The sequence below is a fragment of the Actinoplanes sp. M2I2 genome (assembly GCF_023544445.1).
Lineage (GTDB): Bacteria > Actinomycetota > Actinomycetes > Mycobacteriales > Micromonosporaceae > Actinoplanes.
In genome coordinates, this window is the sequence record NZ_JALPVJ010000001.1 from 652,389 (window position 1) to 675,330 (window position 22,942).

At 71.3% G+C, this 22,942-nt stretch carries 21 protein-coding genes; 15 read left to right on the plus strand and 6 right to left on the minus strand.

The features are described 5' to 3' along the window. Positions 1–151 precede the first annotated feature (151 nt). The 4 genes from HJC40_RS03105 (at position 152) to HJC40_RS03120 (ending at position 3,033) form a co-directional block, all read left to right on the plus strand. A complete protein-coding gene (locus HJC40_RS03105) occupies positions 152–1,405 on the plus strand; it encodes a glycoside hydrolase family protein (protein ID WP_249998067.1) in 1,254 nt (417 codons plus the stop codon). 67 nt (positions 1,406–1,472) lie between these two features. Next, positions 1,473–1,721: a hypothetical protein gene (locus tag HJC40_RS03110; RefSeq protein ID WP_249998068.1), complete on the plus strand. Its 249-nt coding sequence runs from the start codon at positions 1,473–1,475 to the stop codon at positions 1,719–1,721. A gap of 89 nt (positions 1,722–1,810) precedes the next feature. Beyond that, positions 1,811–2,641 carry an LLM class F420-dependent oxidoreductase gene (locus HJC40_RS03115; RefSeq protein WP_249998069.1) on the plus strand — a complete coding sequence of 277 codons (831 nt, stop codon included), beginning with the start codon at positions 1,811–1,813 and terminating at the stop codon, positions 2,639–2,641. Beyond that, positions 2,638–3,033, plus strand: a complete 396-nt coding sequence (locus HJC40_RS03120) for a TIGR03668 family PPOX class F420-dependent oxidoreductase (RefSeq protein ID WP_249998070.1) — start codon at positions 2,638–2,640, stop codon at positions 3,031–3,033. Before HJC40_RS03115 ends, HJC40_RS03120 begins: the two co-directional genes overlap by 4 nt. On the opposite strand, the gene HJC40_RS03125 is transcribed toward HJC40_RS03120, so the two are convergent. Both HJC40_RS03125 and HJC40_RS03130 read right to left on the minus strand, forming a co-directional pair. Next, complete coding sequence (locus HJC40_RS03125) at positions 2,996–3,874, minus strand: RNA polymerase sigma-70 factor (protein WP_249998071.1); 879 nt, start codon at positions 3,872–3,874, stop codon at positions 2,996–2,998. The two genes, HJC40_RS03120 and HJC40_RS03125, sit on opposite strands and share 38 nt — an antisense overlap. After that, the gene (locus tag HJC40_RS03130) at positions 3,871–5,025 is read right to left on the minus strand and encodes an NAD(P)/FAD-dependent oxidoreductase (RefSeq protein ID WP_249998072.1); all 1,155 of its coding nucleotides are present in this window, start codon (positions 5,023–5,025) and stop codon (positions 3,871–3,873) included. The genes HJC40_RS03125 and HJC40_RS03130 overlap by 4 nt, the downstream gene beginning before the upstream one ends. 144 nt (positions 5,026–5,169) lie before the next feature. On the opposite strand from HJC40_RS03130, the gene HJC40_RS03135 reads away from it, so the two are divergent. From HJC40_RS03135 to HJC40_RS03155, 5 genes are all read left to right on the plus strand, one after another. Further along, positions 5,170–6,921 carry an SCO7613 C-terminal domain-containing membrane protein gene (locus HJC40_RS03135; protein WP_249998073.1) on the plus strand — a complete coding sequence of 584 codons (1,752 nt, stop codon included), beginning with the start codon at positions 5,170–5,172 and terminating at the stop codon, positions 6,919–6,921. Between the two features lie 75 nt (positions 6,922–6,996). After that, a complete protein-coding gene (locus HJC40_RS03140; RefSeq protein WP_249998074.1) occupies positions 6,997–10,053 on the plus strand; it encodes a bifunctional diguanylate cyclase/phosphodiesterase in 3,057 nt (1,018 codons plus the stop codon). A gap of 31 nt (positions 10,054–10,084) precedes the next feature. Next, the gene (locus tag HJC40_RS03145; protein WP_249998075.1) at positions 10,085–11,347 is read left to right on the plus strand and encodes a pyridoxal phosphate-dependent aminotransferase family protein; all 1,263 of its coding nucleotides are present in this window, start codon (positions 10,085–10,087) and stop codon (positions 11,345–11,347) included. Continuing rightward, a complete protein-coding gene (locus tag HJC40_RS03150; protein WP_249998076.1) occupies positions 11,344–12,723 on the plus strand; it encodes an MFS transporter in 1,380 nt (459 codons plus the stop codon). The genes HJC40_RS03145 and HJC40_RS03150 overlap by 4 nt, the downstream gene beginning before the upstream one ends. After that, positions 12,720–13,106, plus strand: a complete 387-nt coding sequence (locus HJC40_RS03155) for a nuclear transport factor 2 family protein (RefSeq protein WP_249998077.1) — start codon at positions 12,720–12,722, stop codon at positions 13,104–13,106. The genes HJC40_RS03150 and HJC40_RS03155 overlap by 4 nt, the downstream gene beginning before the upstream one ends. 80 nt (positions 13,107–13,186) lie before the next feature. Here HJC40_RS03155 and HJC40_RS03160 read toward each other — a convergent pair whose 3' ends face one another. Next, a complete protein-coding gene (locus tag HJC40_RS03160) occupies positions 13,187–14,353 on the minus strand; it encodes a macrolide family glycosyltransferase (protein ID WP_249998078.1) in 1,167 nt (388 codons plus the stop codon). Positions 14,354–14,457: 104 nt separating this feature from the next. On the opposite strand from HJC40_RS03160, the gene HJC40_RS03165 reads away from it, so the two are divergent. Then, positions 14,458–15,069, plus strand: coding sequence for a TetR/AcrR family transcriptional regulator (locus HJC40_RS03165; RefSeq protein ID WP_249998079.1), 612 nt, complete (start codon positions 14,458–14,460; stop codon positions 15,067–15,069). On the opposite strand, the gene HJC40_RS03170 is transcribed toward HJC40_RS03165, so the two are convergent. After that, positions 15,062–16,615: a GAF domain-containing protein gene (locus HJC40_RS03170; protein ID WP_249998080.1), complete on the minus strand. Its 1,554-nt coding sequence runs from the start codon at positions 16,613–16,615 to the stop codon at positions 15,062–15,064. The two genes, HJC40_RS03165 and HJC40_RS03170, sit on opposite strands and share 8 nt — an antisense overlap. Before the next feature lie 363 nt (positions 16,616–16,978). Between HJC40_RS03170 and HJC40_RS03175 the strand changes: the two genes are divergently transcribed. Then, complete coding sequence (locus HJC40_RS03175; protein ID WP_249998081.1) at positions 16,979–17,494, plus strand: LLM class flavin-dependent oxidoreductase; 516 nt, start codon at positions 16,979–16,981, stop codon at positions 17,492–17,494. Between the two features lie 8 nt (positions 17,495–17,502). On the opposite strand, the gene HJC40_RS03180 is transcribed toward HJC40_RS03175, so the two are convergent. Both HJC40_RS03180 and HJC40_RS03185 read right to left on the minus strand, forming a co-directional pair. Beyond that, the gene (locus tag HJC40_RS03180; protein WP_249998082.1) at positions 17,503–17,775 is read right to left on the minus strand and encodes a hypothetical protein; all 273 of its coding nucleotides are present in this window, start codon (positions 17,773–17,775) and stop codon (positions 17,503–17,505) included. Positions 17,776–17,849: 74 nt separating this feature from the next. After that, positions 17,850–18,428, minus strand: coding sequence for a DsbA family protein (locus HJC40_RS03185; RefSeq protein WP_249998083.1), 579 nt, complete (start codon positions 18,426–18,428; stop codon positions 17,850–17,852). A gap of 122 nt (positions 18,429–18,550) precedes the next feature. On the opposite strand from HJC40_RS03185, the gene HJC40_RS03190 reads away from it, so the two are divergent. The 4 genes from HJC40_RS03190 to HJC40_RS03205 are packed head-to-tail and all read left to right on the plus strand — an operon-like array spanning position 18,551 to position 22,853. Next, complete coding sequence (locus HJC40_RS03190; protein ID WP_249998084.1) at positions 18,551–19,834, plus strand: ABC transporter substrate-binding protein; 1,284 nt, start codon at positions 18,551–18,553, stop codon at positions 19,832–19,834. A gap of 56 nt (positions 19,835–19,890) precedes the next feature. Continuing rightward, positions 19,891–20,808, plus strand: a complete 918-nt coding sequence (locus tag HJC40_RS03195; RefSeq protein WP_249998228.1) for a carbohydrate ABC transporter permease — start codon at positions 19,891–19,893, stop codon at positions 20,806–20,808. Beyond that, positions 20,808–21,641, plus strand: coding sequence for a carbohydrate ABC transporter permease (locus HJC40_RS03200; RefSeq protein ID WP_249998085.1), 834 nt, complete (start codon positions 20,808–20,810; stop codon positions 21,639–21,641). Before HJC40_RS03195 ends, HJC40_RS03200 begins: the two co-directional genes overlap by 1 nt. Before the next feature lie 6 nt (positions 21,642–21,647). After that, the gene (locus tag HJC40_RS03205) at positions 21,648–22,853 is read left to right on the plus strand and encodes an ABC transporter ATP-binding protein (RefSeq protein WP_249998086.1); all 1,206 of its coding nucleotides are present in this window, start codon (positions 21,648–21,650) and stop codon (positions 22,851–22,853) included. Positions 22,854–22,942 lie beyond the last annotated feature (89 nt).

A 22,942-nucleotide genomic window follows, 5' to 3' on the forward strand; every position in this document is an offset into this window, starting at 1 on the left:
TCCATGAAGGAAACTATCACAACTCTTTCCGCCTCGGCAAGAGTCGTCGGCCGATAACACTTTCCGTCGATTTCTGCCCGTACGGTCCGATGTTCTTAGCGGCTGATTAAGTGGCTTCTGCGCGCACGGGGAACGCCGTTACGGTCGCCGCATGTCACGCAGAACGCTTGCCATCCTCATCTCCTCCGTGGTTGTCGGAGGACTCGGCGTCCTCGGCATCACGGCGGCCTCGGCGGCCGACGCCGGGCCGATCACCGGCGCCGCCGGCCGCTGCGTCGACGTGGCCGGGGCCAACCCGGCCGCCGGGACAGCCGTCCAGCTGTGGGACTGCAACGGCACGGCGGCGCAGAAGTGGACGATCGACGGCGGCAGCGTCCAGGCGCTGGGCAAGTGCCTCGACGTGGCGGCGGCTTCGCGGGCCGACGGCGCCCGGGTCCAGATCTACGACTGCAACGGGACCGGCGCCCAGAAGTGGTCGGCCACCGGCGGCCGGCTGGTCAACGCCGGGTCGGGCAAGTGCCTGGACGCCGACGGCGCCCGCCTGCAGATCTGGACCTGCACCGGCAACCCGAACCAGCTCTGGACCGTGCCCGGCGGAACCGCGCCGGCCACCACCGCTCCGGCCACGCCGGCCACCACGGCCCCCACCACGCCACCGGCCCCCGGGGCGCCGGCCGCGGCCAAGAAGGGCGTCAGCACCTGGCAGTTCACCGGCCTGTCGGGCGCGGTCCAGGACGTCGGCGCGAAGTGGTACTACAACTGGGGAACCAACAACGACAGCACGCCGGCCGGCGCCGAGTTCGTCCCGATGATCTGGGACGAGAACGTGGTGACCCCGGCCAACCTGGCCAAGGTCAAGACCGAGGGCAGCACGCTGCTGGGCTTCAACGAGCCCGACCTCGCCGGGCAGGCCGAGATGAGCGTCGAGCAGGCCCTGGATCTGTGGCCGCAGCTGCAGGCGACCGGCATGCGACTGGGCAGCCCGGCCGTGGCGTTCGGCGGGAACACCCCGGGTGGATGGCTCGACCGGTTCATGACCGGCGCCGAGCAGCGGGGTCTGCGCGTCGACTTCATCACCCTGCATTGGTACGGCTCGGACTTCAGCTCGGCCGCGGCCGGTCAGTTCATGGGGTACGTCCAGGCGGTCCACGACCGGTACGGGCTGCCGATCTGGGTGACCGAGTACGGCCTGATGAACTTCACCGGTACGCCCAAGTTCCCGAGCACCGCGCAGATCACCGCGTTCATCACCGAGTCGGCCCGCCGGCTCGAGGCGGCCTCGTACGTCGAGCGCTACGCCTGGTTCTCACTGCCGGCCGTCGATGACTCGGTCGACTACGGCCTCTACCGCAACGCCACCACGCCGACCGAGGCGGGAAAGGCGTACCGCGCAGCCGGACGATGATTGGCGCGCGGGGGAGTCGGGTACACAAAGGACGCCAACGACTCTCGCACGGGGAAAGGTAACTCCGATGACTCAGGTGACAACCCGCCGCAGAAGCATCTCCGGCGCTCGGGTGTGCACGATCCTCGCGTTCGTGTTCGCCGCGGTGGCCGTGTTCTTCGTGCCGGTGGTCTTCGGTCTGGCCGCGCTCGTGCTCGGTCTGGTCGGCGGCTTCCTCGGTGACCGTCCGCTCGGCTGGTACGCCGCCGCGGCCGGTGTCGCCGGCGGGGTGATCGGCGTCGTCCTGAGCGCCCTGATCCTCAACGCCGCCAACTGACCGCGGCCTCTCTCTGCTCCCCGTGCCGGCCCACCCCGGCACGGGGAGTCGCCGTTTTCCCAGGGCCACCCGGTTCCTAGGATCGGCGCATGGACTTCGGTGTCGGTTACTTCCCCACCCATGACGGCATGCGGCCGGGCGAGATCGCTCGCCGGGCCGAGGAGCGCGGGCACAGCGCGCTGTACTTCGCCGAGCACACGCACATCCCGGCGAGCCGGGAGACGCCCTGGCCGGGCGGGGCCCAGCTGCCGCGCAAGTACTGGCACACCTACGACCTGTTCGTCGCGCTGACCGCGGCGGCCGAGGCGACGAGCCGGCTGCGGATCGGCTCGGGCGTGTGCCTGGTCACCGAGCGCGACCCGATCACGACGGCCAAGGAGGTCGCGAGCGTCGACCACCTCAGCGGCGGCCGGTTCGATTTCGGCGTCGGGCTGGGCTGGAACCGCGAGGAGATGCGCAACCACGGCACCGACCCGCGCCGCCGGGTGCCGGTCCTGACCGAGCGGCTGAAGGCCATGCGCGAGATCTGGACGACCGAGGAGGCCTCCTTCCACGGCGAGCACGTCGACTTCGACCGCATCTGGTCGTGGCCCAAGCCGGCCCAGCGCCCGCACCCGCCCGTCCTCATCGGTGGCGGTGGCCCGACGGTGGTCGACCGGGTGCTCGACCACGGCGACGGCTGGTTCCCGCAGTGGCGCGACGAGAATGTGTTCGCCCGGATCGCCGAGCTGCGAGCCCGCGCCGACCGCTACCTGCAGGTGCAGATGTTGAGCGTGCCGCCCGACCCGAAGGCGCTGGAGCAGTGCGAGCGGGCGGGCGTCGACTGCGTCTCGGTGTGGCTGCCGTCCGGGCCGTGGAGCATCGTCGAGCCGGCGCTGGCCAAGTGGGAGGCGGCCATCGGCGAGCTGACCGGCCGGTGACCCCGGCCGAGCTGTTCGCGACGGTGCCCGTGGCCCGGCTGGCGACGGTCGGGCCGGACGGGGCGCCGCGCCTCGTGCCGATCGTCTTCGCGCTCGTCGGAACCGACGTCATCGTCTCGGCGGTGGACCACAAACCCAAGCGCACCCGCGCGCTGCGGCGGCTGGCCGACATCGCGGCCGAGCCTCGGGTCAGCGTGCTGGCCGACCACTACGAGGCGGACTGGTCGCGGTTGTGGTGGGCGCGCGCCGACGGGACGGCGCGCGTCCTCGAGACGTACGCGGAAGGTCTGGAAGCCCTGGTCGAGCGCTATCCGCAGTATCGCGGGACGCCGCCCGCCGGGCCGTTCATCGAGATCACCGTCCGGCGCTGGGCGGCGTGGTCCCCGGAGTGACGGCGCGCAGCTTGTCGGGGTTGGCCATGGTGTAGATGCCCCGGATGCGGCCGTCGTCGGCGAAGTCGAACGACAGCGTGGAGATCACCCGGCCGGCGCCGGTGAAGACGATCCCGGGGCTGCCGTTGAGGTCGACCAGGTCGGCCCGCATGTCGGCGGGCGCGACACCCTCGTACGGGACCCGGCTGACACCGGCCATCCAGGCCGCCACCCGCTCGGCCCCGACGACGGGGCGGCGCGCGTGGCGGACCTTGCCGCCGCCGTCGGTCCAGAGGGTGACGTCAGGGGCGAGCAGCTCCAGGAGCCCGTTGAGGTCGCCGCCGGAGGCCGCCGCGAGGAACCGCTCGGTCACGTCGCGCTGGTGACGGCGGTCGGTGTGGAAGCGGGGACGCCGGGCCCGCACGTGCTCGCGGGCGCGGTGGGCGGCCTGGCGGACGGCCGGTTCGGTGCGGTCGACGGCGGCGGCGATCTCGGGATAGGGGAAGTCGAAGATCTCCTTGAGGACGAACACCGCCCGTTCGAGCGGGCTGAGCGTCTCGAGCACGACGAGCATCGCCAGCGAGATGTCGTCCGCGTCGACGTCACCGGTGGTCAGGATCGGTTCGGGCAGCCACGGGCCGATGTAGGTCTCGCGCCGCCGCCGGGCCGACCGGAGCTGGTCCATCGCCTGGTGGGTGACCATGCGGGCCAGGTACGCCCGGGGGTCGGCGACGTTCGTGCGGTCCGCCGCCGACCACTTCAGCCAGGTGTCCTGCACGGCGTCCTCGGCGTCCCCGGCCGTCCCCAGGATGCGGTACGCGATTGCGAACAGCAGGCGCCGGTGCTCGTCGAAGACGGTCATCGGGTGTACCGGCCGCCGCGGGGCCACCACGAGGCCATCGCCGGGTGCGCCCGCATCCGGGTGAAGACGGGCCAGGGGGAGGCGCTCACCGTCTCCTTGTACCAGACGGCGGTGCGCCCGGTCAGGTACGCGCGGCGCGGGCTGTCGTCGGGCCGGGTGAACTGCACGACGGCGTCGCCGCGGCCCAGGCTGACCGGCCGGTGGTAGTACCCGAAGCGGAACGGCTGGGGCTCCCGGCCCTCGAGCTCGCGGGCGATCGACACCGCGGCGTGCACGCCGGTGGGCATGCCGCTCTGGCAGGTGCCGTGCAGCACGCCGAAGCCCAGCCGGACCGCGGCCGCGTCCCCGACCGCGTAGACCTGCGGGTGCGAGACCGAGCGCAGGCACGGGTCGGTGACGATGCGCCCGCGGTCGTCGACGGCCGGCCCGGCCGCGGCGGCCAGCGGCGAGACCCGGGTGCCGGCCGTCCACAGCACCACGTCGGCGTCGACCCGGCCGTCGGCCAGGATCACCGAGCCGGGCCGCACCTCGCAGATCTCGACACCGCTGCGCACCTCGACGCCGAGCCGGTGCAGGGTCGCTTCGACGTACGCCCGGGCCCCCGGCGCCATCGTCGCGCCCGGGGCCTGGCGGCCGAGCAGGTGGACGGTGAGGGCGGGGTGGCGTTCGGCGATCTCGGTGGCGGCCTCGACGCCGGTCAGGCCGCTCCCGCAGACCGCCACGGCGCCGCCGTCGAGGCCGGCCAGCCGGGCCGCCAGCGCCTCGGCGTCGCGGTAGCTGTCGAACGTGTAGGCGTGCTCGGCTGCGCCCGGCACCGCGGCGGTGTCGGCCGCGCTGCCCAGGGCCCAGATCAGCTTGTCGAAGCGCAGTTCCCGGCCGTCGTCCAGGTGCACGACCCGGGCCGCCGCGTCGGCCGCGGTCACCCACCCGCGCACGAATTCGACGCCGGTGCCGGCCAGCAGATCGGGCAGGCGCAGGTCGGCCGTGGCCCGGCCGGCCCCGGTGGAGTGCAGGCGGAGCCGTTCGGTGAACCGCTCGTCGGCGTTGACCAGGGTCAGGCGGACGCCGGCCCGGCGCCGGACGCGGCCGGCCAGGTTGGTCGCCGCGCTCAGGCCCGCGTAGCCCGCCCCGAGGATGAGTACGTCAGTCATGACCGCGGGACGGGACCGGCGGGCTCGGCTGTGACTCGGAGTGACCCAGGTCACTGATCCGGGAGATCCCGGCGGACGGCCCAGCCCCAGGTTGGGTACGGATGCTCATCCGCGGGGGCCGGTGCGGGCACGAGGATCGGTGCCATGACCTATCCCTGCCCGCACTGCTCGGCCCCGGCCTCGCCGGAGAGCGGCTGCCCGTCCTGCGGGCGCGGCCCCGACCCGGACGCCATCGAGGTGGTCCGGGCCGATGCCGAGATCGCCGAGCTCAACGCCCAGCTGGTCACGGCCCGGCAGCGGGTGGGGGAGATCGAGGCCCGGCTGGCCGGGGTCTGGAACAGCCGGCAGGCCGCGGCGGCCCGGGTCCGCGCCTCCCTGGGCGCCGCTCCGGACGTTCCCCGGGCCGGGCGGGAAGTTTCGTCGACATTCGCGCAGACCGTGCTTTTCGTGCTGGGCGGCCTGTTGCTCGGGGTCGCCGCGATCGTCTTCGCCGCGGTCGCCTGGGCCCAGTTCGGCCTGGGCGGCCGCGCGCTGGTGCTGCTCACGTTCACCGGCGTCGCGCTGGCCGTGCCGTTCGTGGCGCTGCGGCGCGGCCTGCGGGCCACGGCCGAGACCTTCGCCGCCATCGGACTTCTGCTGATGCTGCTCGACGGGTACGCGGCCTGGCACGTCGACCTGTTCGGCGTGGCCGCCACCGACGGCTGGGGCTACGCGAGCGCCGTCTTCGCCCTGACCGCCGCCGTGGCCGCCGGGTACGAGCACGTCACCGGTCTGACCGGGCCCCGATACGCCGCCCTGGTCGTCGCCCACCCGGTGATCCCGCTGCTGGCGGCCACGGCCGGACCCGGTCCGGCCGGCTGGGCGCTGGCCTTCGCCGCGGTGGCGGCCGTCGACGTCGCCGTGCTCGCCCAGCCCCACCGGGGTCTGCGCCTCGCCGGCGCCGCGACCGGTGGCCTGGCGGTGGTGATCGCCAGCGGATTCGCCCTGACCGGCCTCTTCTCGACCGGCGACCCCGGCGACGCCGCGCTCGCCGGTGGCTCGCTGCTGATCGCGGTCGCGACGGTGCTGGCCGGGGCCGTGGTGTCGAAGCAGCCGTGGGCCCGCGAGGTCGCGGTGAATCTGCTGGTCGTGGCGGCCGGCGTCGCCGTGAGCCGGGTGGCGCACCTGCTCGTGCACGGTGATGCGCTGCTGACCGTCGCCATCGTGGCTCTGCTCCTGACGCTGGCGAGCCGCTTCGGTGGCCGTCCCGGCGCGTTGGCCGTGGCCGGGGCGCCCGGCCTGATCGCGCTGGGCCTGGCCGCCGAGGCCGGGGTGCGGGCCTTGGACACGACCCGGACCGGCCCGTCCGGCTGGGAGCTGCCCGCCGCCGTGGCCGTGCTGGGCGCGGCCTTGGTGCTGCTGCTCCCGGCCGGGTGGCGCCGGGTGGGCACGCTCGGCTCGGTGGCGGTGCTGGCGCTGACCGTGCCGGCCGGTCTCGGACTGCCCTGGTGGACGGCCCTGATTCTCGACGGCCTCCTGGTCGTGGCCGGTCTCGTCCTCGGCCGGGGCCGGTCGAGCTGGGTCGTCTACGGGCCGGCCCTGGCCGTCGGGCTCCTGCCCCAGCTGATGGTGATCCTGGTCGACGACGGCGAACACCTGCGGCGTCTGCTGCTCGGCGGGGCCTGCGTGGCGGTGGTGGCGGCCGGGGTGGCCACCCGGCTGCGGGCGCCGGTGGTCGCCGGGGGCGCGGTGCTGACCGTGCTGGCCCTGCACGAGCTGGCCGAGGTCTGGGACCTGATCCCGCGGTGGATCCCGCTCGCGGTCGCCGGTCTGGTGCTGGTGCTGCTGGCGACGACGCTGGAGCGCCGCCGCCGCGACCTCAACCGGATCCGAACCGCCCTGCAACGCATGAGCTGACCCAGACTTTTCAGCAACGGCATCCGGGTGCCGATCAAAGGGGCTCAACCACCCCTGAGACGGATCGGAGCACGGATGTCGGCCAAGCGCATGCAAGCGTGCTTCGGCGCCTGGGTCGTCACCCTGACGATCGTCTTCTACGTGCTGCCGCAGTACAGCATGTACACCTGGGCGACGATCGGTCTCTCCGCCGCCGCCATGGTGCTGGTGGGCGTACGGGTGCATCAGCCGTCCCGGCGCCTGCCGTGGTATCTGCTGTCGGCCGTGGTGGCCAGCTTCACGCTCGGCGACACGACCTACAACATCCTCACCGACTTCCTCGGCGTCGAGAACCCGTTCCCGTCCCTGGCCGACGTGTTCTACCTGATCGTCTACCCGATGATCGCGGTGGCGCTGCTGGTCTTCATCCGGGCCCGGGCCGGCGCCGACAACCGGGCCGCGCTGCTCGACGCCCTGGTGCCCACCGCCGGTCTCGGCCTGCTGGCCTGGGTCTTCCTGATCTCGCCGTACGTGCGTGACACCGGCCTCGGGTTCGTCGAGAAGCTGGTCTCGGTCGGCTACCCGCTGGGCGACGTGCTGGCCCTGGCCATGCTGGCCCGGCTGCTCACCGCCGGCGGCCGCAAGCCGGTCGCGCTGACCGTGCTCGTCGCCGGCGTCGCCAGCCTGCTGCTCACCGACGTCGTCTACGGCCTGCGGCAGCTCGCCGGCACGTGGCAGGTCGGCGGCCCGGTCGACGCGGGCTGGGTGCTGTTCTACACCGCGATCGCGCTCTCGGCCCTGCACCCCTCGATGCGGCAGCTGACGATCAGCGACCGCGTGCCTCCGGGCATCGTCGGCGGGCGGCGTCTCGCGCTGATGTCGCTGGCCGCGCTGATCGCTCCGGCTGTCCTGCTGGTCGAGCACCTGGCCGGCGAGATCACCGACGCCATGATGATCGCCACCGCCTCCGGCGTCATGTTCCTGCTGGTCATGGCCCGGGTCGCCGGTCTGATGAAGTCGCAGCGGGAAACCGCCGTACGGGAGCGCACGCTCCGTCTCACCGGCGCCGACCTGGTCGCGGCCAGCAGCGTGGACGAGGCGGGCGCGGCCCTCACCCAGGCCGTCACCTCGATCGTGCCGTCGGGCGCCGACCACCGCTGGTACATGCGGGCCTTCGACGCCGTTCCCGGCGCCGAGACCGGCCTGCTGAGCACGGGGCGGGTGCGGATCGCCGATCTGCCGCCGGAGGTCGTCGCCGAGCTCGGTGGCTTCGAGTGGGCGCTGCACGCCGAGGCGGTCGCCGGTGGTCGTACCGCGGGCGGGCCGCCGCGGAACAACCAGGTCTTCCTGGCCGCCGCCGACGACGTGCTGACCGCGCTCGAGCCGTCCTTCGAGGCGCTGATGGCCCAGGGCACCATGGCCGTCGAGCGCATCACCCTGACCGACGAGGTCAACCGCCGGAGCAGCGAGGACTACTTCCGCGCGCTGATCCAGAGCGCCTCCGACGTCATCCTCATCGTCGGCGACGACGAGACCATCCGGTACGCCAGCCCGTCCGCGCTGCCGGTCTTCGGCCGCACCGACCTGGTCGGCATGCCGCTGTGGCGCCTCATCGCCGGCACCGACCACGGCGCCCTGCTCGACCTGCTCGACCAGGTGCGCGCCGGTCGCGGCCCGCGTGACGGCGTCGACCTGACCGCGGTCTCCGGCGACGACCTGCTGCTCCAGGTCGAATGCACCTGCCGTGACCTGCGCGGCGAGCCGGCCGTGAACGGCCTGGTCGTCACCATCCGCGACGTCACCGAGCGGCGCCGGCTCGAGAACGACCTGGCGCACCAGGCGTACCACGACGCGCTGACCGGGCTGGCCAACCGGGTCCTGTTCCAGAACCGGCTGGAGAACGCGGCCTCGTACGCGGCGGTCCGCCGGCACGAGGTGGGCGTGCTCTTCGTCGACCTGGACGACTTCAAGGAGGTCAACGACAGCCTCGGCCACGCCGCCGGCGACCAGTTGCTGATCACCGTGGGCCGCCGCATCGCCGAGGTGGCCGGCCCGCTGACCACCGTGGCCCGCACCGGCGGCGACGAGTTCGCCGTGCTGATCGAGCACGGTGGAGCCGACGACGCCGAGAGTGTCGCCGATCGGATCGTCACCGCCCTGGCCGAGCCGGTCGAGGTCGTCGACGCGACCGGATCGACCCACCTGATCCGGGGCGCGGCCAGTGTCGGCGTCGCCACCAGCGCCGACGCCCCCGGCATCAGCGAGCTGCTGCGCCGCGCCGACGTGGCCATGTACGGCGCCAAGACCGTCGGCAAGAACACCTGGCAGCGCTACCAGGACGAGATGCACGAGACGATGCTGCAGCGGCTCGAGATGCGCTCGGCGCTCAACGACGCGGTGGCCGACGGCCAGATGCGCCTGCGGTTCCAGCCCATCATCGATCTGCCCACCGGCGAGGTGGCCGGGCTCGAGGCCCTGGTCCGCTGGCAGCACCCGGTGCGCGGCCTGCTCGGCCCGAACGAGTTCATCGAGCTCTCCGAGGAGAACGGCTCGGTCGTCGCCATCGGCGGCTGGGTGCTGCGCGAGGCGCTGCGGGCGTTCGCCGAGTGGCGCGAGACCGACGCCGGCCGCGACCTGCGGTACGTCAGCGTCAACGTCTCGGCCCGTCAGTTCCGGGCGCCCGGGTTCGTCGACGAGGTCCGCGGCGTTCTCGCCCGGACCGGCGCCGACCCGCGCTCCCTGCTCCTCGAGGTCACCGAGAGCCTGGTGCTGCACGACGCCGACCAGGTCTGGCGCGACCTGCGCGAGCTCCGCGCGATGGGGGTGCGGATCGCCATCGACGACTTCGGCACCGGCTACTCGTCGCTCAGCTACCTCAGCAACATGCCGGTCGACGTCCTCAAGATCGACAAGTCGTTCATCGACGACATCCTGCACAAACCACAGCAGCTGGCGCTGGTCGAGACCATCGTCAACCTCGCCCGCACGCTCGACCTGGCCGTCGTGGCCGAAGGCATCGAGCTCGACGGGCACCGCATCGCCCTGACCGAGATGGGCTGCTCGTACGGCCAGGGCTACCTGTTCTCCAAGCCGATCACCGCCGACGAGTTCCAGGAATACCTGCGGACACGGCACACCGCGCTCTCCCACTGAAAGTCCCCACCCCTTGTTCGGAAGGAAATTCATGAACGACGCTCCCCTCGCCGGTTCCGGTCTCGAGTTCGTCAAGCGCGACGGACGCTGGGCCGACCTGGAGCGGTTGCGCAGCGGCAACCCGATGTACGACGCCACGATCGAGGAGATCAAGGGCCGGCGCATCCGTGTCGGCGACCACTGGCTCGCCGACTTCGCGTCCTGCAACTACCTCGGCTTCGACCTCGAGCCCGAGATCATGGACGCGATCGCCCCCGAGGTCGCCCGCTGGGGCACCCACCCGAGCTGGTCGCGCCTGCTCGGCAACCCGTCGCTCTACCCGCAGATCGAGGAGAAGCTGACCGCGCTGCTCGACGCGCCCGACACCCTGGTGCTCCCGACCATCACGCACATCCACATGTCGGTGCTGCCGATCCTGGCCGGCAAGGGCATGATCTTCCTCGACTCGCAGGCCCACAAGACCATCTACGACGGCAGCATGGTCGCCCGCGGCTTCGGCGCGACCGTGCAGCGGTTCCGCGCCAACGACCACGAGCACCTGCGGGAGCTGCTGGCGGCCGCCCCGTCCGGCATCTCGAAGATCGTGGCGATGGACGGCGTGAACAGCATGACCGGCAACGCGCCCGACCTGAAGGCGTTCGCCGCGGTGGCCCGCGAGCACGGCGCCCTGCTCTACGTCGACGACGCGCACGGCTTCGGCGTGATCGGCGAGCGTGGCGCCAACGAGAAGTCCCCGTACGGGCTCCGGGGCAACGCCATCGTCAAGTACAGCGGCGAGACGTACGACAACGTGGTGCTCGTCGGCGGCTTCTCCAAGTCGTACTCGTCGCTGCTCGCCTTCCTGGCCCTGCCGACCTGGCTGAAGAACCACCTCAAGGTCTCGGCCGCGCCCTACCTGTACTCCGGCCCGGCCCCGACCGCATCGCTGGCCACGGTCAACGCCGGGCTCGACCTCAACGAGAAGCGCGGCGACGACATCCGCGCCGACCTGTACCGCAAGACCATGAAGGTGCTCGACCACGTGCGCGGCCTGGGCGTCTACACGCCGAACACCGGCAGCACCCCGGTCATCGAGCTGCCGCTGGCCGAGGGCGAGGACATCGACGCCGTGGGCAAGCTGCTGTGGGACCGCGGCATCTACGTGACGCTGGCCGCCTACCCGCTGGTGCCGCGCGACCAGGTCGGCTTCCGCGCCCAGGTCACGGCCGCGAACTCCGACGACGAGCTGGACGAGCTGAACGCCGTCATCACCGACCTGGCCGCGGCCGGCAAGCTGCGCAGCGTCCAGAAGTGAGGCTCGCCGGTCCGTTGGCGCCGCTGCGCAATCGCCAGTTCCGGCTCCTGTGGACCGGGATGAGCGCGTCGCTGGTGGGCGACGGGGTCCTCCTCGTCGCCCTGGCGTGGCAGGTGTACGACCTGTACGGGACGCCCGCCGCCATGTCGGCGGTGGGCGTCGCCCTCTCCCTGCCGCAGGTCGTCACGCTGCTGTTCGGCGGCGTGGTGAGCGACCGGTTCGACCCGCGCAAGGTCATGCTCGGCTCCGACCTGGTGCGCGGACTGGTGATGGCCACGCTGGCCACCCTGAGCCTGACCGGGCAGCTGAGCTCGCTCTGGTCGATCCTGGTGCTGACGGCGATCTACGGCGCCGCCGCCGGGTTCTTCGGGCCGGCCTTCGACGCCACCGTGCCCCGGATCGTGCCGGCCGGCGACCTGGTGGCGGCCAACGCCCTCGACCAGTTCGTCCGGCCGGCCGGGCTGCAGATCTTCGGCCCGATGCTGGGCGGCGCGGTCATCGGGATCGCCGGCGCGGGCTGGGCCTTCGCCATCGACGCGGCGACGTTCGCGCTCTCGGTCGCCTGTCTGCTGGCCATGCGGCGCATCGCGTCCGTGGAATCTCCCGAGGCGTCCGCACCGTCCTCGTCGGACGAGTCGATGTGGCAGGAGATGCGGGCCGGCTTCCGGTACGTGCGGGGGCAGGTGTGGCTGTGGGGGACCTTCCTGTCGGCCACGTTCACCTACCTGCTGTTCGTGGGGCCGACCGAAGTGCTCCTCCCGTACGTGATCAAGCACGAGCTCGGTGGCAGCGCCACCGCCCTCGGGCTGGTCCTGACCTCGGGCGGCCTGGGCGCGATCGCGGCGGCGCTGACCGTGGGCTGGTTCGGCATCCCGCGGCGGTTCATGACCTACATGTACTCGGTCTGGGCGGTCGCGACCCTGGCCGTGGCCGGATACGGCGCGGCGACCCACACCTGGCAGCTCGCCGTGGCCTGTGTGCTGGTCAACGGCCTGGAGGCGGCCGGAACGGTGGCCTGGGCGACGACCAAACAGCGGTTCGTACCCGAGGGCATGCTCGGCCGGGTGTCCAGCCTCGACTGGTTCGTCTCGACCGCGCTGTTGCCTCTTTCGTACGCCCTGGCCGCGCCGATCGCGGCGTGGATCGGGGTGCGCGAGACGCTGATCGGCGCCGGTCTGCTCGGCGCGGTGGTCACGTTCGGCTTCCTGTTCCTGCCCGGCATGCGCCGGATCGAGGAGAACGCCGGCTACCGGCCGCGGCACCTGCGCGAAGGGGGCCTGGCCTATATCGAGCGTCCGGCGGCTGCCTCCGGTGACGTGCCGGTCGGCGCCGCTCGGGCCACCGCGGAGATCGAGCGGGAGGGGATCCCGGTATGAGCGACGGACCGGCGCAGGCGGTACGCGATCTGAGCGAGGCCTTCGCGGCCCGCGACCTGAACGCGGCCCTGGCTTGCTTCGCCCCCGGCGACGACATCGGCTACACCGGCTCCGAGCTCACCGAGTCGGCCCGGGGCCGCGCGGCCCTGACCGCCCTGCTCGGCGACGTCTTCGCCCGGCCCGAGGCGTACGCCTGGCAGGCCCGCGAGAGCACCGTCCACCGCGCGGGTTCGCGGGCCTACGTCTTCGCCGAGGCGGACGGCGAGGCGCGCGCCGACGCGGGTGGCCGGGAGAACTTCCCCTATCGGGTGTCGGGGCTCGTGGAGCAGGTCGACGGCCGCTGGCTCTGGCGTCACTGCCAGGGCAGCGAGCCGTCCTCCTGAGTCCGGGCGCCCACGGGGGCAGGGGTGGGGAAACGGCCGGCCGGTGGGGCTCTCACCAGCCGGCCGCCCGCATGCCCGCGTCATAGCGATTTCTCGATGAGGTCGGCGGCCCGGGTGGCGCCGCCCTGCGTGCGTACCTCGTGCTTGATCTGCTCGCAGCGAGCCGTCACCTCCGGATCGGTGATCAGGCCGAGCAGGCGCCGCAGCTCCCCGGCGGTGACGGTGGCCGACTCGACGACCCGCGCGACGCCCAGGGCGGCCAGCTGCTCGGCGTTGCCGAACTGGTCGGCCGCCTGCGGGGCTGCGATCATCGGCGTTCCGCAGTACAGGCCCTCGCTGCTGCCGCCCATGCCGGCGTGCGTGACGAACGCGTCGGCCTGTTCGAGGACGGCCAGCTGGGGCACCCAGGAACGCACCTCGACGGAGCCGGGCACCTCGCCGAGCTCGGCCGGGTCGACGTGCCGGCCGATCTGCAGGACGGTGTGCCAGCCGGGCAGCGTACCGAAGGCCTCGACGCACCGCCGGTAGAAGCCGGGGTGGTTGGTGAAGGCCGAGCCGAGCGACACCAGCAGCACCTTCTCGGCGTCGGCCGGGCGGGTCCAGGAACCCTGGGCCGACCGGTCACCGAAGACCGGGCCGACGAAGTCGTAGACGGCCGGGTCGACCCGGTCGGCGTGTGGTTGCAGCGCCCGGGGGATCAGCGCCAGGCCGCGGTCGGGCCGCCCCTGGAACGCCTGACTGTCGGTCGTGGACGATCCGTTGGCGGCCAGCCAGGCCGAGAAGCGGCGGTAGTAGTCGGCGCCCCGGGGGTCGGCGCGCATCGCCTCCACCAGGGGCGCCATCTCCTGCTCGTACCCGTCCCAGGCCACGAAGGTGGGGGAGAGCTGCACGGCCGGGATCTTCCACTGCTCGGCGAGCAGCCGGGCCGGCGCGCCGGCGATGTCGTAGAGGAACAGGTCGGGGCGGTCGTCGGCGTAGGCGTCCCGCAGTTGCGGCAGCATCTCGATCGCGTCGTCGAGAAAGACGGTCAGCTGGTCGACCGGGTCGTCGGACCACTGCTCGTCCGTCGCGGGCAGCGTGGACGCGTACGGCTTCAGCTCCGCGCCCGCGCCGGTGATCACGTCGGCGAACGAGGGCGCGTTGGCGTACGTGACGCGGTACCCGCGGGCGGCCAGCGTCCGGATGATCTCGATGCTCGGGTTGACGTGGCCGTGGAACGGAATGCTGACCATGGCGATGTGCGGCATGTTTCCTCGCTCGGCTCGACGCGTTTCGACAACGAGACGGTACGTCTCGTCTCGTGCTCGCGTCAAGACGAGACGTATCGTCTCGCAGCCGGTACGCTGGCCGGGTGCCCGACCTCGCCCGCCGCAATGAGCAATCCCGCCGCGCGATCCTGACCGCGGCGCTCGACCTGCTGTCCGAGACCGGGTACGCCCGGCTGACGATCGAGGCCATAGCCGGCCGGGCCGGCGTCGGCAAGCAGACGATCTACCGCTGGTGGCGCGGCAAGGGCGCGGTGATCCTCGACGCGCTGGTCGAGAACGCCGTGCCGGCCGAGCTGCCCGACACCGGCGACCTGGAGGCCGACCTGCGGGCCGTCGTGCGGGGCACGGTCGCCGAGTTCGCCGATCCCCGGCTGTCGGCCACGACCCGCGCGCTCACCGCCGAGACGCTGGCCGACGAGGCCCTCGGCGACCAGGTGCGCGACCGGCTTCTGCGGCCCCAGCTGGCCGCGGTGCGCGACCGCCTCGACGGCGCCCGGCGGGCCGGTCAGGTGCCCGGCGACGCCGACCTCGACCAGGCAGTCGAGCTGATCTTCGGCCCGATCTTCCACCGCTGGCTGCTGCGCACCGGGCCGCTCACCAACGACTACGCCGACGGCCTCGTCGCGCACGTACTGGCGGCCGTCCGGCTCCGCCGGCCCGGCAGCGAGCCGGCCGGTCAGTCTCCGGTCAGTTGAGGATGGCGCCCGTGACGGCGACCTGTTCGGTGAGGACGCCGCTGATCAGCTTCTGCGTCTGGTTGATCTCTTCCACGGCGGTGTGGATCTCGGCGAGCGAAGCGGTGACGGCGTCGACGCGGGCCTGGATGGCGTCGACCCTCGAGCTCACCTCGGAGGTGGCCCGCTCGGTCTCGTCGGACAGGGCCTTGACCTCGCCGGCGACGACGGCGAAGCCCTTGCCCGCCTCTCCCGCGCGGGCCGACTCGATGGTCGCGTTGAGCGCCAGCAGCTTGGTCTGCGCGGCGATGGACTGGATCGTCTGCACCACCTTGCTGATCTCGGCGCTGGCCTCGCCGAGCCCGGCCACCTGCTGGTTGGCCTCGACGGTGAGCTGTTCGCCCTGTTCGGCGACCGTGGCGGCCGACGTGACGTTGCGCTCGACCTCGGCGATGGAGTCGAGCAGCTCGCGGCCGGCGTTCTGCAGCTGCTCGGCCGCGGCGAACCGCTCCAGCGCCTGACCGACCAGGTAGGCCGTGTTCCGCAAGGCTGCCTCCCGGCCCGGATACATGATGAGCGTGCGGGTGGCGAAGAAGTCCATCGTGCCGACGACCTGGCCGCCGATCTTGATCGGCAGGCAGACGCCCGACTTGACCCCGGCGGCCTGGGCCGCCGGCCGGCGCACGCAGTCGGTCAGTTCGCCCAGGTCCTCGACGAAGACCAGGTCGTCGCGGGCCCAGGCGCGACCGGAGAGCCCGACGCCCCGGGCGAAGGACGCGGACATCGTCACCCTGCGGAACTCCGCCCCGGCGTCGCCCGACTCGAGCGCGAAGCGCAGCACGTTGTCGTCCTCGTCGAGCTGCCAGAACGAGCCGTACTGCCAGTCGAAGTCCTGGCGGATCGTCTCCAGCGCGGACCGCAGGGCCTGATCGCGGCTGGTCGCCTGGGTCAGCTCACGGATGACGGTGGAGACCGCCTCGACGTCCTGGGCCGCCTTCTCCTGCCGTACGGCCTCGTGCAGGCGGGCCAGCGCTGCGGACACCAGCTGGCCGACCGAGCGCAGGACCGCCAGCCGGCCCTCCGACGGGTGCAGCTCCTCGGTCGCGAAGAAATCCATGGTGCCGACGACGCGGTCGTTCTCGACGAGCGGGAAGCAGACGCCGCTGCGGACACCGGCCCGCGCGGCGACGGGAGCCCGTACGCAGTCGGTCATGTCGGCGATGTCGCGGACGAAGACCAGGTCGCGGCTGCGCCACGTGCGCCCCGACAGGCCCACCCCCTCGGGGAACGAGGCCTCGAGGGTCACCCGGCGGAAGTCCTCGTTGACGCTTCCGCTCTCCTGGGCGAACCGAAGCGCCTTGCCGGTGGGGTCGAGCTGCCAGTAGGAGCCGTAGGCCCAGCCGAACAACTGACGGACGAGGTCGAGGGCCGTGCCGATGGCTCGTTCGGGAGAGGCGGCGGTCTCCATCGCCCGCATGATCGCGGTCACCGCCTGGACGTCCGCCTGTGCTTCCGCGAGCTCGGCCGTCACCTGGTCGAAAGCCGCCCGCCTACCGTTCCCGAACACGCCTGCCCCTTCCGGAGCGGCCCCGTGCCGCTCAGTCGGCGGAATCTTCGGCGGACGCGGACCCCACTTGAAACAACCCGAAATGGTCTGGTGAATACAATTCGGACCGTTACAGGGTGACTACGGCAAGTGATCGGCCGATGGGGCGGCCGCATGGCAGGGTGGCGGCATGCGACTTTCCTTGTGGCCCGGCGCCGGGCAGAGCTTCGCCGGGGTGCTCGAGGCCGCCCGGCACGCCGAGCGCACGGGATGGGACGGCGTGTGGTTCGCCGACCACTTCATGCCGAACACGGAGCCGGGCGAGGACGACACCTGGCCCGTGCTGGAGTGCGGCTCGGTCGTGGCGGCGCTGGCCGTGGCGAGTTGCCCCCGCTCAAGCAGCGCATCGACCGGTTCGAGGAGGCCCTGCGGGTGCTGCGCGGGCTGCTCGCCGACGCGCGCACCACGGTGGACGGTTCGTACTACCGGATCACCGACGCGGTCTGCGAGCCCAAGCCGGTGCAGCGGCCGCTGCCGTTGCTGATCGGGGCCAAGGGCGAGAAGCGGATGCTGCGCGTCGTGGCCGAGCACGCCGACGAGTGGAACTGCTGGGGGCGGCCGGACCTGGTCGCGCACAAGTCGGCCGTGCTCGACGAGCACTGCGCCGCGGTCGGACGGGACCCGGGCGCGATCGCGCGCACGGCGCAGGCGCTCGCGGTGGTGAACGGGCCGGTGCCCGAGAGCGGACCACCGGTCATCGGCGGGTCACCGGAGAAGCTCGCCGACGACGTGGCCGCGTACGCGGATCTGGGTCTCGACGAGCTGATCATCCCGGACGGCCTGCTCGGCACCGGCGCGGACCGCCTCAAGGCGATGGACGTGATCCGCGGGATCGTCTGAAACGCGCCTTAGTGGCCGGTGACGATGGCCTCGGCGACACGGCGCAGCTGGTTGTGGTCGGGCTCGAAACCGGCGGCGATGTCCGGGTGCAGGCCCGCCTTGGTGCCCTCGAGCAGCTGACCGGTGACCTCTTCGACGCTCTCCCCGGCGTACGAGTGCCTGATCTTCTCGGTCGCGGCCTGGAGGGCGGACGTGAGCTGTTCCTCGAGCGCGCCCTGCAGCTTCGCCTCGACCGGGCTGAGAGTGTTCGTATCCAACGTGACCTGAGGCTCGGCGGTCATCGATTCTCCCTGTGGTGAACGGCGTGACGCCGAGACCCGTGCGCGTCACGCCGCCAAACGTACTCGCCGGCCGGTCAGCTTCGGCCGCGCTTCACCTCGTAGAACGTATCGGTGCGCATGAGCGTGACGACCGAGTCGAACATCGCCGTCGACGCGGCGCCCGAGGGAACCACGTCGATGATCGGGCCGTGCAGTCCGCGGGTGGCCCCCTCCGCGTGCAGCACCGGCGAACCGATGTCCGGGCCGGCCAGCTTCAGAGCGGTCTCGTGCGACTCGCGGACGGCCTCGTCCCAGCGCTCGTCGTCGAGGATCGCCTTCGCGTCCTCGATGCCCACCGCCTCGGCGACCTGGTCGACCAGCTGGTCGTCCAGGGCGGCGCCGTCGTCGTGCACGCGGGTGCCGAGTTCGGTGTAGAACGTCGCGATCGTGTCGTCGCGGTGGTCGGCTCGCAGCGCTTCGACCAGGCGCAACGCGCGGAACGAGGCGAGCACACCGCCGCGGTATTTCTCAGGGGTGTTGTCGCCGTTGAGGATCAGCAGGCTGAACGACCGCCAGCGCACGGTGACGTCCCGCTCGGGCGCGACCGCGACCAGCCAGCGCGACGTGCGCCAGGTGAACGGGCAGACGGGATCGAAGAAGTAGGTGGCTTCCATGGACGAAGCTTAGATCTCTCCGACGCGTTTCTGGTTTGTTTCGTCACTGCCTGGGGCAGGACAACCACTGGCCGTCAAGTGATGAAGATCACTTGGCGCGGTACCGGCCGGATGGAGGGTCAATGGCGATCTCAGACCGACATCCGCAACGGCGCACCCTGCGCGCCCGGGCACTCGCGGCGGGGGCCGCGATCGCTCTGGTCGCACCGTTGGCAGCCTGCGGATCCGACGAGGGCGGCGTACCCGTCCTCAATCTCTATCAATTCCCCGTCGAGAACATGCAGAGCGTCATCGACCGATGCAACCAGCAGGCGGGGGGACGGTACGAAATCGTCTATCAGGTCCTGCCCCGCTCGGCCGACGACCAGCGGGTGCAGATGGTCCGCCGGCTCGCCGCCAAGGACGACAGCATGGACATCCTGGGCATGGACGTCACCTGGACCCAGGAGTTCGCCAGCGCGAACTGGATCAAGGAGTGGACCGGGGACGACCGGGCCGAGATCGAGAACGGCACCCTCCCGGGCCCGCTGGCCTCGGCCGAGTACGAGGACAAGGTGTACGCGGCGCCCAACAACACCAATGTGCAGTTGCTCTGGTATCGCAAGGACCTCGTGCCCACCCCGCCGAAGACGTGGGACGAGATGATCCAGATGTCCCGGCAGTTGCAGGCCGAGGGCAAGACCTACCAGGTCGTGACCATGGGCGCCCAGTACGAGGGCCTGGTGGTGCTCTTCAACAGCCTGGTGGCCAGCGCCGGCGGGCAGGTCGTGAGCGAGGACGGCAAGACCGCGGTGATGGACGAGGGCGCGGTCCGTGGGCTCGAGACACTGAAGACGTTCGCGACGTCCGGGGTCACCACCCCGTCGTTCTCCAACGCGCTCGAGGACGACGTCCGGCTCGCGTTCCAGAACGGCGGCGGGGCGTTCCAGCTGAACTGGCCGTTCGTCTGGGCCTCGATGCAGGGCGACGCGCCCGACCTGGCCCGGAACGTCGGCTGGGCCCGCTACCCGGGCATCGACCCGAACACCCCCAGCGTCACCACCATCGGCGGCTCCAACATCGCGGTCAGCTCGTACAGCAAGCATCCCGACCTCGCCTTCGAGGCGGCCAAGTGCCTGCGTGACCGCGAGTCGCAGAAGTATCTGGCGATCAACGCCGGGCAGCCCCCGTCCATCGAGTCCATCTACAACGACGCCGACATGGCCGAGGCCTACCCGATGAAGGACACGCTGCTGGAGGAGCTCAAGAACGCCTCGCCCCGCCCGCGTACGGCGGCCTACCAGAATCTCTCCACTGTGGTCGCCGCTCAGCTGTCGCCGCCGTCCGGCATCGAGCCGCAGAAGACCGCGGGTGAGCTGAGAAAGTCGATCCAGGCCGCCATCGACTCGAAGGGAGTGCTGCCGTGAGCATCTCCAGCACGACCCCGGCGACGTCGGCGGCCGCCGACGCCGAAGAGCGCGCCATCCCGAAGCAGCGCGGCCGTCGCCGCCGGGTGGAGCTCAGCGAGGGCAAGAAGCAGGAGCGGAAGCTCGGCTGGCTGCTGTGCGCGCCGGCCGCGATCGTGATGGTGGCGGTCACCGCGTACCCGATCCTCTACTCGTTCTGGCTGTCGCTGCAGCGGTACGACCTGAAGTTCCCCGACGAGCGCGAGTTCGTGTGGTTCTCCAACTACGTCACCGTGCTGACCAACGGGTACTGGTGGACCGCGTTCGGGGTGACCATGCTGATCACCCTGGTCTCGGTCGTCGTCGAGCTCGTGCTCGGCATGGGACTGGCCATCATCATGCACCGCACCCTGGTCGGGCGCGGGTTGGTGCGGACGTCGGCCCTCATCCCGTACGGGATCGTGACCGTCGTCGCCGCCTTCAGCTGGCGCTACGCCTGGACGCCGGGCACCGGCTACCTGGCCAACCTGGTCTCGCCGGAAGGGGCGCCGCTGACCGAACGGGCCAGCGCGCTGGGCATCATCATCCTGGCCGAGATCTGGAAGACCACGCCGTTCATGGCGCTGCTGCTGATGGCCGGGCTGGCCCTGGTGCCCGACGACCTGCTCAAGGCCGCGTCGATGGACGGCGCGACCTGGTGGCAGCGCTTCACCAAGGTCATGCTGCCCGTGATGAAGCCGGCCATCCTGGTCGCGCTGCTGTTCCGCACGCTCGACGCGCTGCGCGTCTTCGACAACATCTATGTGCTCACCAACGGCGCCAACGAGACGTCGTCGGTCTCGATGATCGCCTACAACAACCTGATCAAGGGCCTCAACCTCGGCATCGGCTCCACGATGTCGGTGCTGATCTTCCTCACCGTGGCGATCATCGCGTTCATCTTCGTGAAGTTGTTCGGCACGGCCGCGCCCGGTAGCGACGAGGGGAGACGCTGATGGCCGCCGCAACCACCTCGGCCAAGGTCAAGTGGGGGGTGCTGGACGCGGTCGTGGTCGTGTTCGCGCTCATCCCGGTGTTGTGGATCGCGTCGCTGTCGTTCAAGACGCCGGCCACCCTCACCGACGGCAACTTCATCCCCCGGGAATGGACGTTCGACAACTACAAGCTGATCTTCCAGACCGACCAGTTCGTCCGGGCGCTGATCAACTCGATCGGCATCGCGCTGATCTCGACGCTGATCGCGGTGGTCCTCGGCACCATGGCCGCCTACGCGATCAGCCGGCTCGACTTCCCCGGCAAACAGCTGCTGGTCGGGGTGTCGCTGCTGATCGCCATGTTCCCGCAGGTGTCGCTGGTGTCGCCGCTGTTCAACATCGAGCGCAACACCGGGCTGTTCGACACCTGGCCGGGCCTGATCCTGCCGTACATCACGTTCGCGCTGCCGCTGGCCATCTACACGCTGTCGGCGTTCTTCAAGCAGATTCCGTGGGACCTCGAGAAGGCGGCCAAGATGGACGGCGCCACGCAGGGTGAGGCGTTCCGCCGGGTGATCGCCCCGCTGGCGGCGCCCGGGGTCTTCACCACGGCGATCCTGGTCTTCATCTTCTGCTGGAACGACTTCCTGTTCGCCATCTCGCTGACCTCGACCGAGCGGTCCCGCACGGTCCCGGTGGCGTTGTCGTTCTTCACCGGTGCGTCCCAGTTCGAGGACCCCACCGGCGCGATCTCCGCGGCCGCCGTGGTGATCACGATCCCGATCATCCTGTTCGTGCTGTTCTTCCAGAAGCGCATCGTCGCGGGCCTCACGTCCGGCGCCGTGAAGGGTTAGGTATCGATGGCTGACATTGTTCTCGACAAGGTGACCAAGAAATACCCGGACGGCACCACCGCGGTGCACGAGGTGGACCTCGAGATCGCCGACGGGGAGTTCATCATCCTGGTAGGGCCGTCGGGCTGCGGGAAGTCGACGACCCTCAACATGATCGCCGGCCTGGAGGACATCTCCTCCGGTGAGCTGCGCATCGCCGGCGAGCGGGTCAACGAGAAGCAGCCGAAGGACCGGGACATCGCGATGGTGTTCCAGTCGTACGCGCTGTACCCGAACATGACCGTGGGGGAGAACATGGCGTTCCCGCTGCGGCTGGCCAAGATGGACAAGGCGCTCATCAAGCAGAAGGTGGACGACGCGGCCCGGGTCCTCGAGCTGACCGAATACCTGGACCGCAAGCCGGCCAACCTGTCCGGCGGGCAGCGGCAGCGGGTGGCCATGGGCCGGGCGATCGTCCGCTCGCCCAAGGCGTTCCTCATGGACGAGCCGTTGTCCAACCTGGACGCCAAACTGCGGGTGCAGATGCGTACGCAGGTGTCGCGCCTGCAGAAGCAGCTGAACACCACCACGGTGTACGTGACACACGACCAGACCGAGGCGATGACGCTGGGCGACCGCGTCGTGGTGATGCGGGGCGGCTACATCCAGCAGTTGGGGGATCCGCAGACGCTGTATGACAACCCGAAGAACCTGTTCGTGGCCGGCTTCATCGGCTCGCCGTCGATGAACTTCCTGTCGGCCACGGTCGAGGAGAGCCTGCTGCGGACGCCGTTGGGTGACCTGCCGCTGGGGGACCGGCTGCGGAGCTCGCTGAGCGGCGCGGACGCCCCGCGGCAGCTGATCCTGGGCATCCGGCCCGAGCATTTCGAGGACGCCCGGCTGATCGAGGAACACCAGCGCGAGCGGGGCTTCGAGTTCACGATGCCGGTGGACCTGGTCGAGTCGATGGGCTCGGACAAGTACGTCTACTTCACGGTCGAGGGCGAACACGCCACGGCCGCCGACCTGGAGGACCTGGCCGCCGACGCGGGCGGCGCCGACCTCCCCCCACAGGACAGCCTGGTGACCCGCCTGTCGGCGGAGTCCCGAGTACGCGACGGCGTAGACGCCCGCGTCTGGATGAACCTCGACAAAATCCACCTGTTCGACCCCCGCGACGGCCGCAACATCACCCTCCACGAGGACAAGACCGCAGGTGTGACCACCGTCTGACCGCCACCCCCCCACGGGCGCCCGGCCTCTCGCCGGGCGCCCGCCTCATGCCCGGAGCGCCCGTGCGCCCCGCCAGCCGATGTCCCGCC

What these genes read in the sequence shown, in the direction of transcription:
- HJC40_RS03125 (WP_249998071.1), bottom strand. Translation starts at nt 3,874, where the DNA reads ATGACCGTCTTCGACGAGCACCGGCGCCTGCTGTTCGCAATCGCGTAC.
- HJC40_RS03105 (WP_249998067.1), top strand. Translation starts at nt 152, where the DNA reads ATGTCACGCAGAACGCTTGCCATCCTCATCTCCTCCGTGGTTGTCGGA.
- HJC40_RS03160 (WP_249998078.1), bottom strand. Translation starts at nt 14,353, where the DNA reads ATGCCGCACATCGCCATGGTCAGCATTCCGTTCCACGGCCACGTCAAC.
- HJC40_RS03190 (WP_249998084.1), top strand. Translation starts at nt 18,551, where the DNA reads ATGGCGATCTCAGACCGACATCCGCAACGGCGCACCCTGCGCGCCCGG.
- HJC40_RS03135 (WP_249998073.1), top strand. Translation starts at nt 5,170, where the DNA reads ATGACCTATCCCTGCCCGCACTGCTCGGCCCCGGCCTCGCCGGAGAGC.
- HJC40_RS03110 (WP_249998068.1), top strand. Translation starts at nt 1,473, where the DNA reads ATGACTCAGGTGACAACCCGCCGCAGAAGCATCTCCGGCGCTCGGGTG.
- HJC40_RS03180 (WP_249998082.1), bottom strand. Translation starts at nt 17,775, where the DNA reads ATGACCGCCGAGCCTCAGGTCACGTTGGATACGAACACTCTCAGCCCG.
- HJC40_RS03115 (WP_249998069.1), top strand. Translation starts at nt 1,811, where the DNA reads ATGGACTTCGGTGTCGGTTACTTCCCCACCCATGACGGCATGCGGCCG.
- HJC40_RS03185 (WP_249998083.1), bottom strand. Translation starts at nt 18,428, where the DNA reads ATGGAAGCCACCTACTTCTTCGATCCCGTCTGCCCGTTCACCTGGCGC.
- HJC40_RS03130 (WP_249998072.1), bottom strand. Translation starts at nt 5,025, where the DNA reads ATGACTGACGTACTCATCCTCGGGGCGGGCTACGCGGGCCTGAGCGCG.
- HJC40_RS03145 (WP_249998075.1), top strand. Translation starts at nt 10,085, where the DNA reads ATGAACGACGCTCCCCTCGCCGGTTCCGGTCTCGAGTTCGTCAAGCGC.
- HJC40_RS03205 (WP_249998086.1), top strand. Translation starts at nt 21,648, where the DNA reads ATGGCTGACATTGTTCTCGACAAGGTGACCAAGAAATACCCGGACGGC.
- HJC40_RS03155 (WP_249998077.1), top strand. Translation starts at nt 12,720, where the DNA reads ATGAGCGACGGACCGGCGCAGGCGGTACGCGATCTGAGCGAGGCCTTC.
- HJC40_RS03200 (WP_249998085.1), top strand. Translation starts at nt 20,808, where the DNA reads ATGGCCGCCGCAACCACCTCGGCCAAGGTCAAGTGGGGGGTGCTGGAC.
- HJC40_RS03140 (WP_249998074.1), top strand. Translation starts at nt 6,997, where the DNA reads ATGTCGGCCAAGCGCATGCAAGCGTGCTTCGGCGCCTGGGTCGTCACC.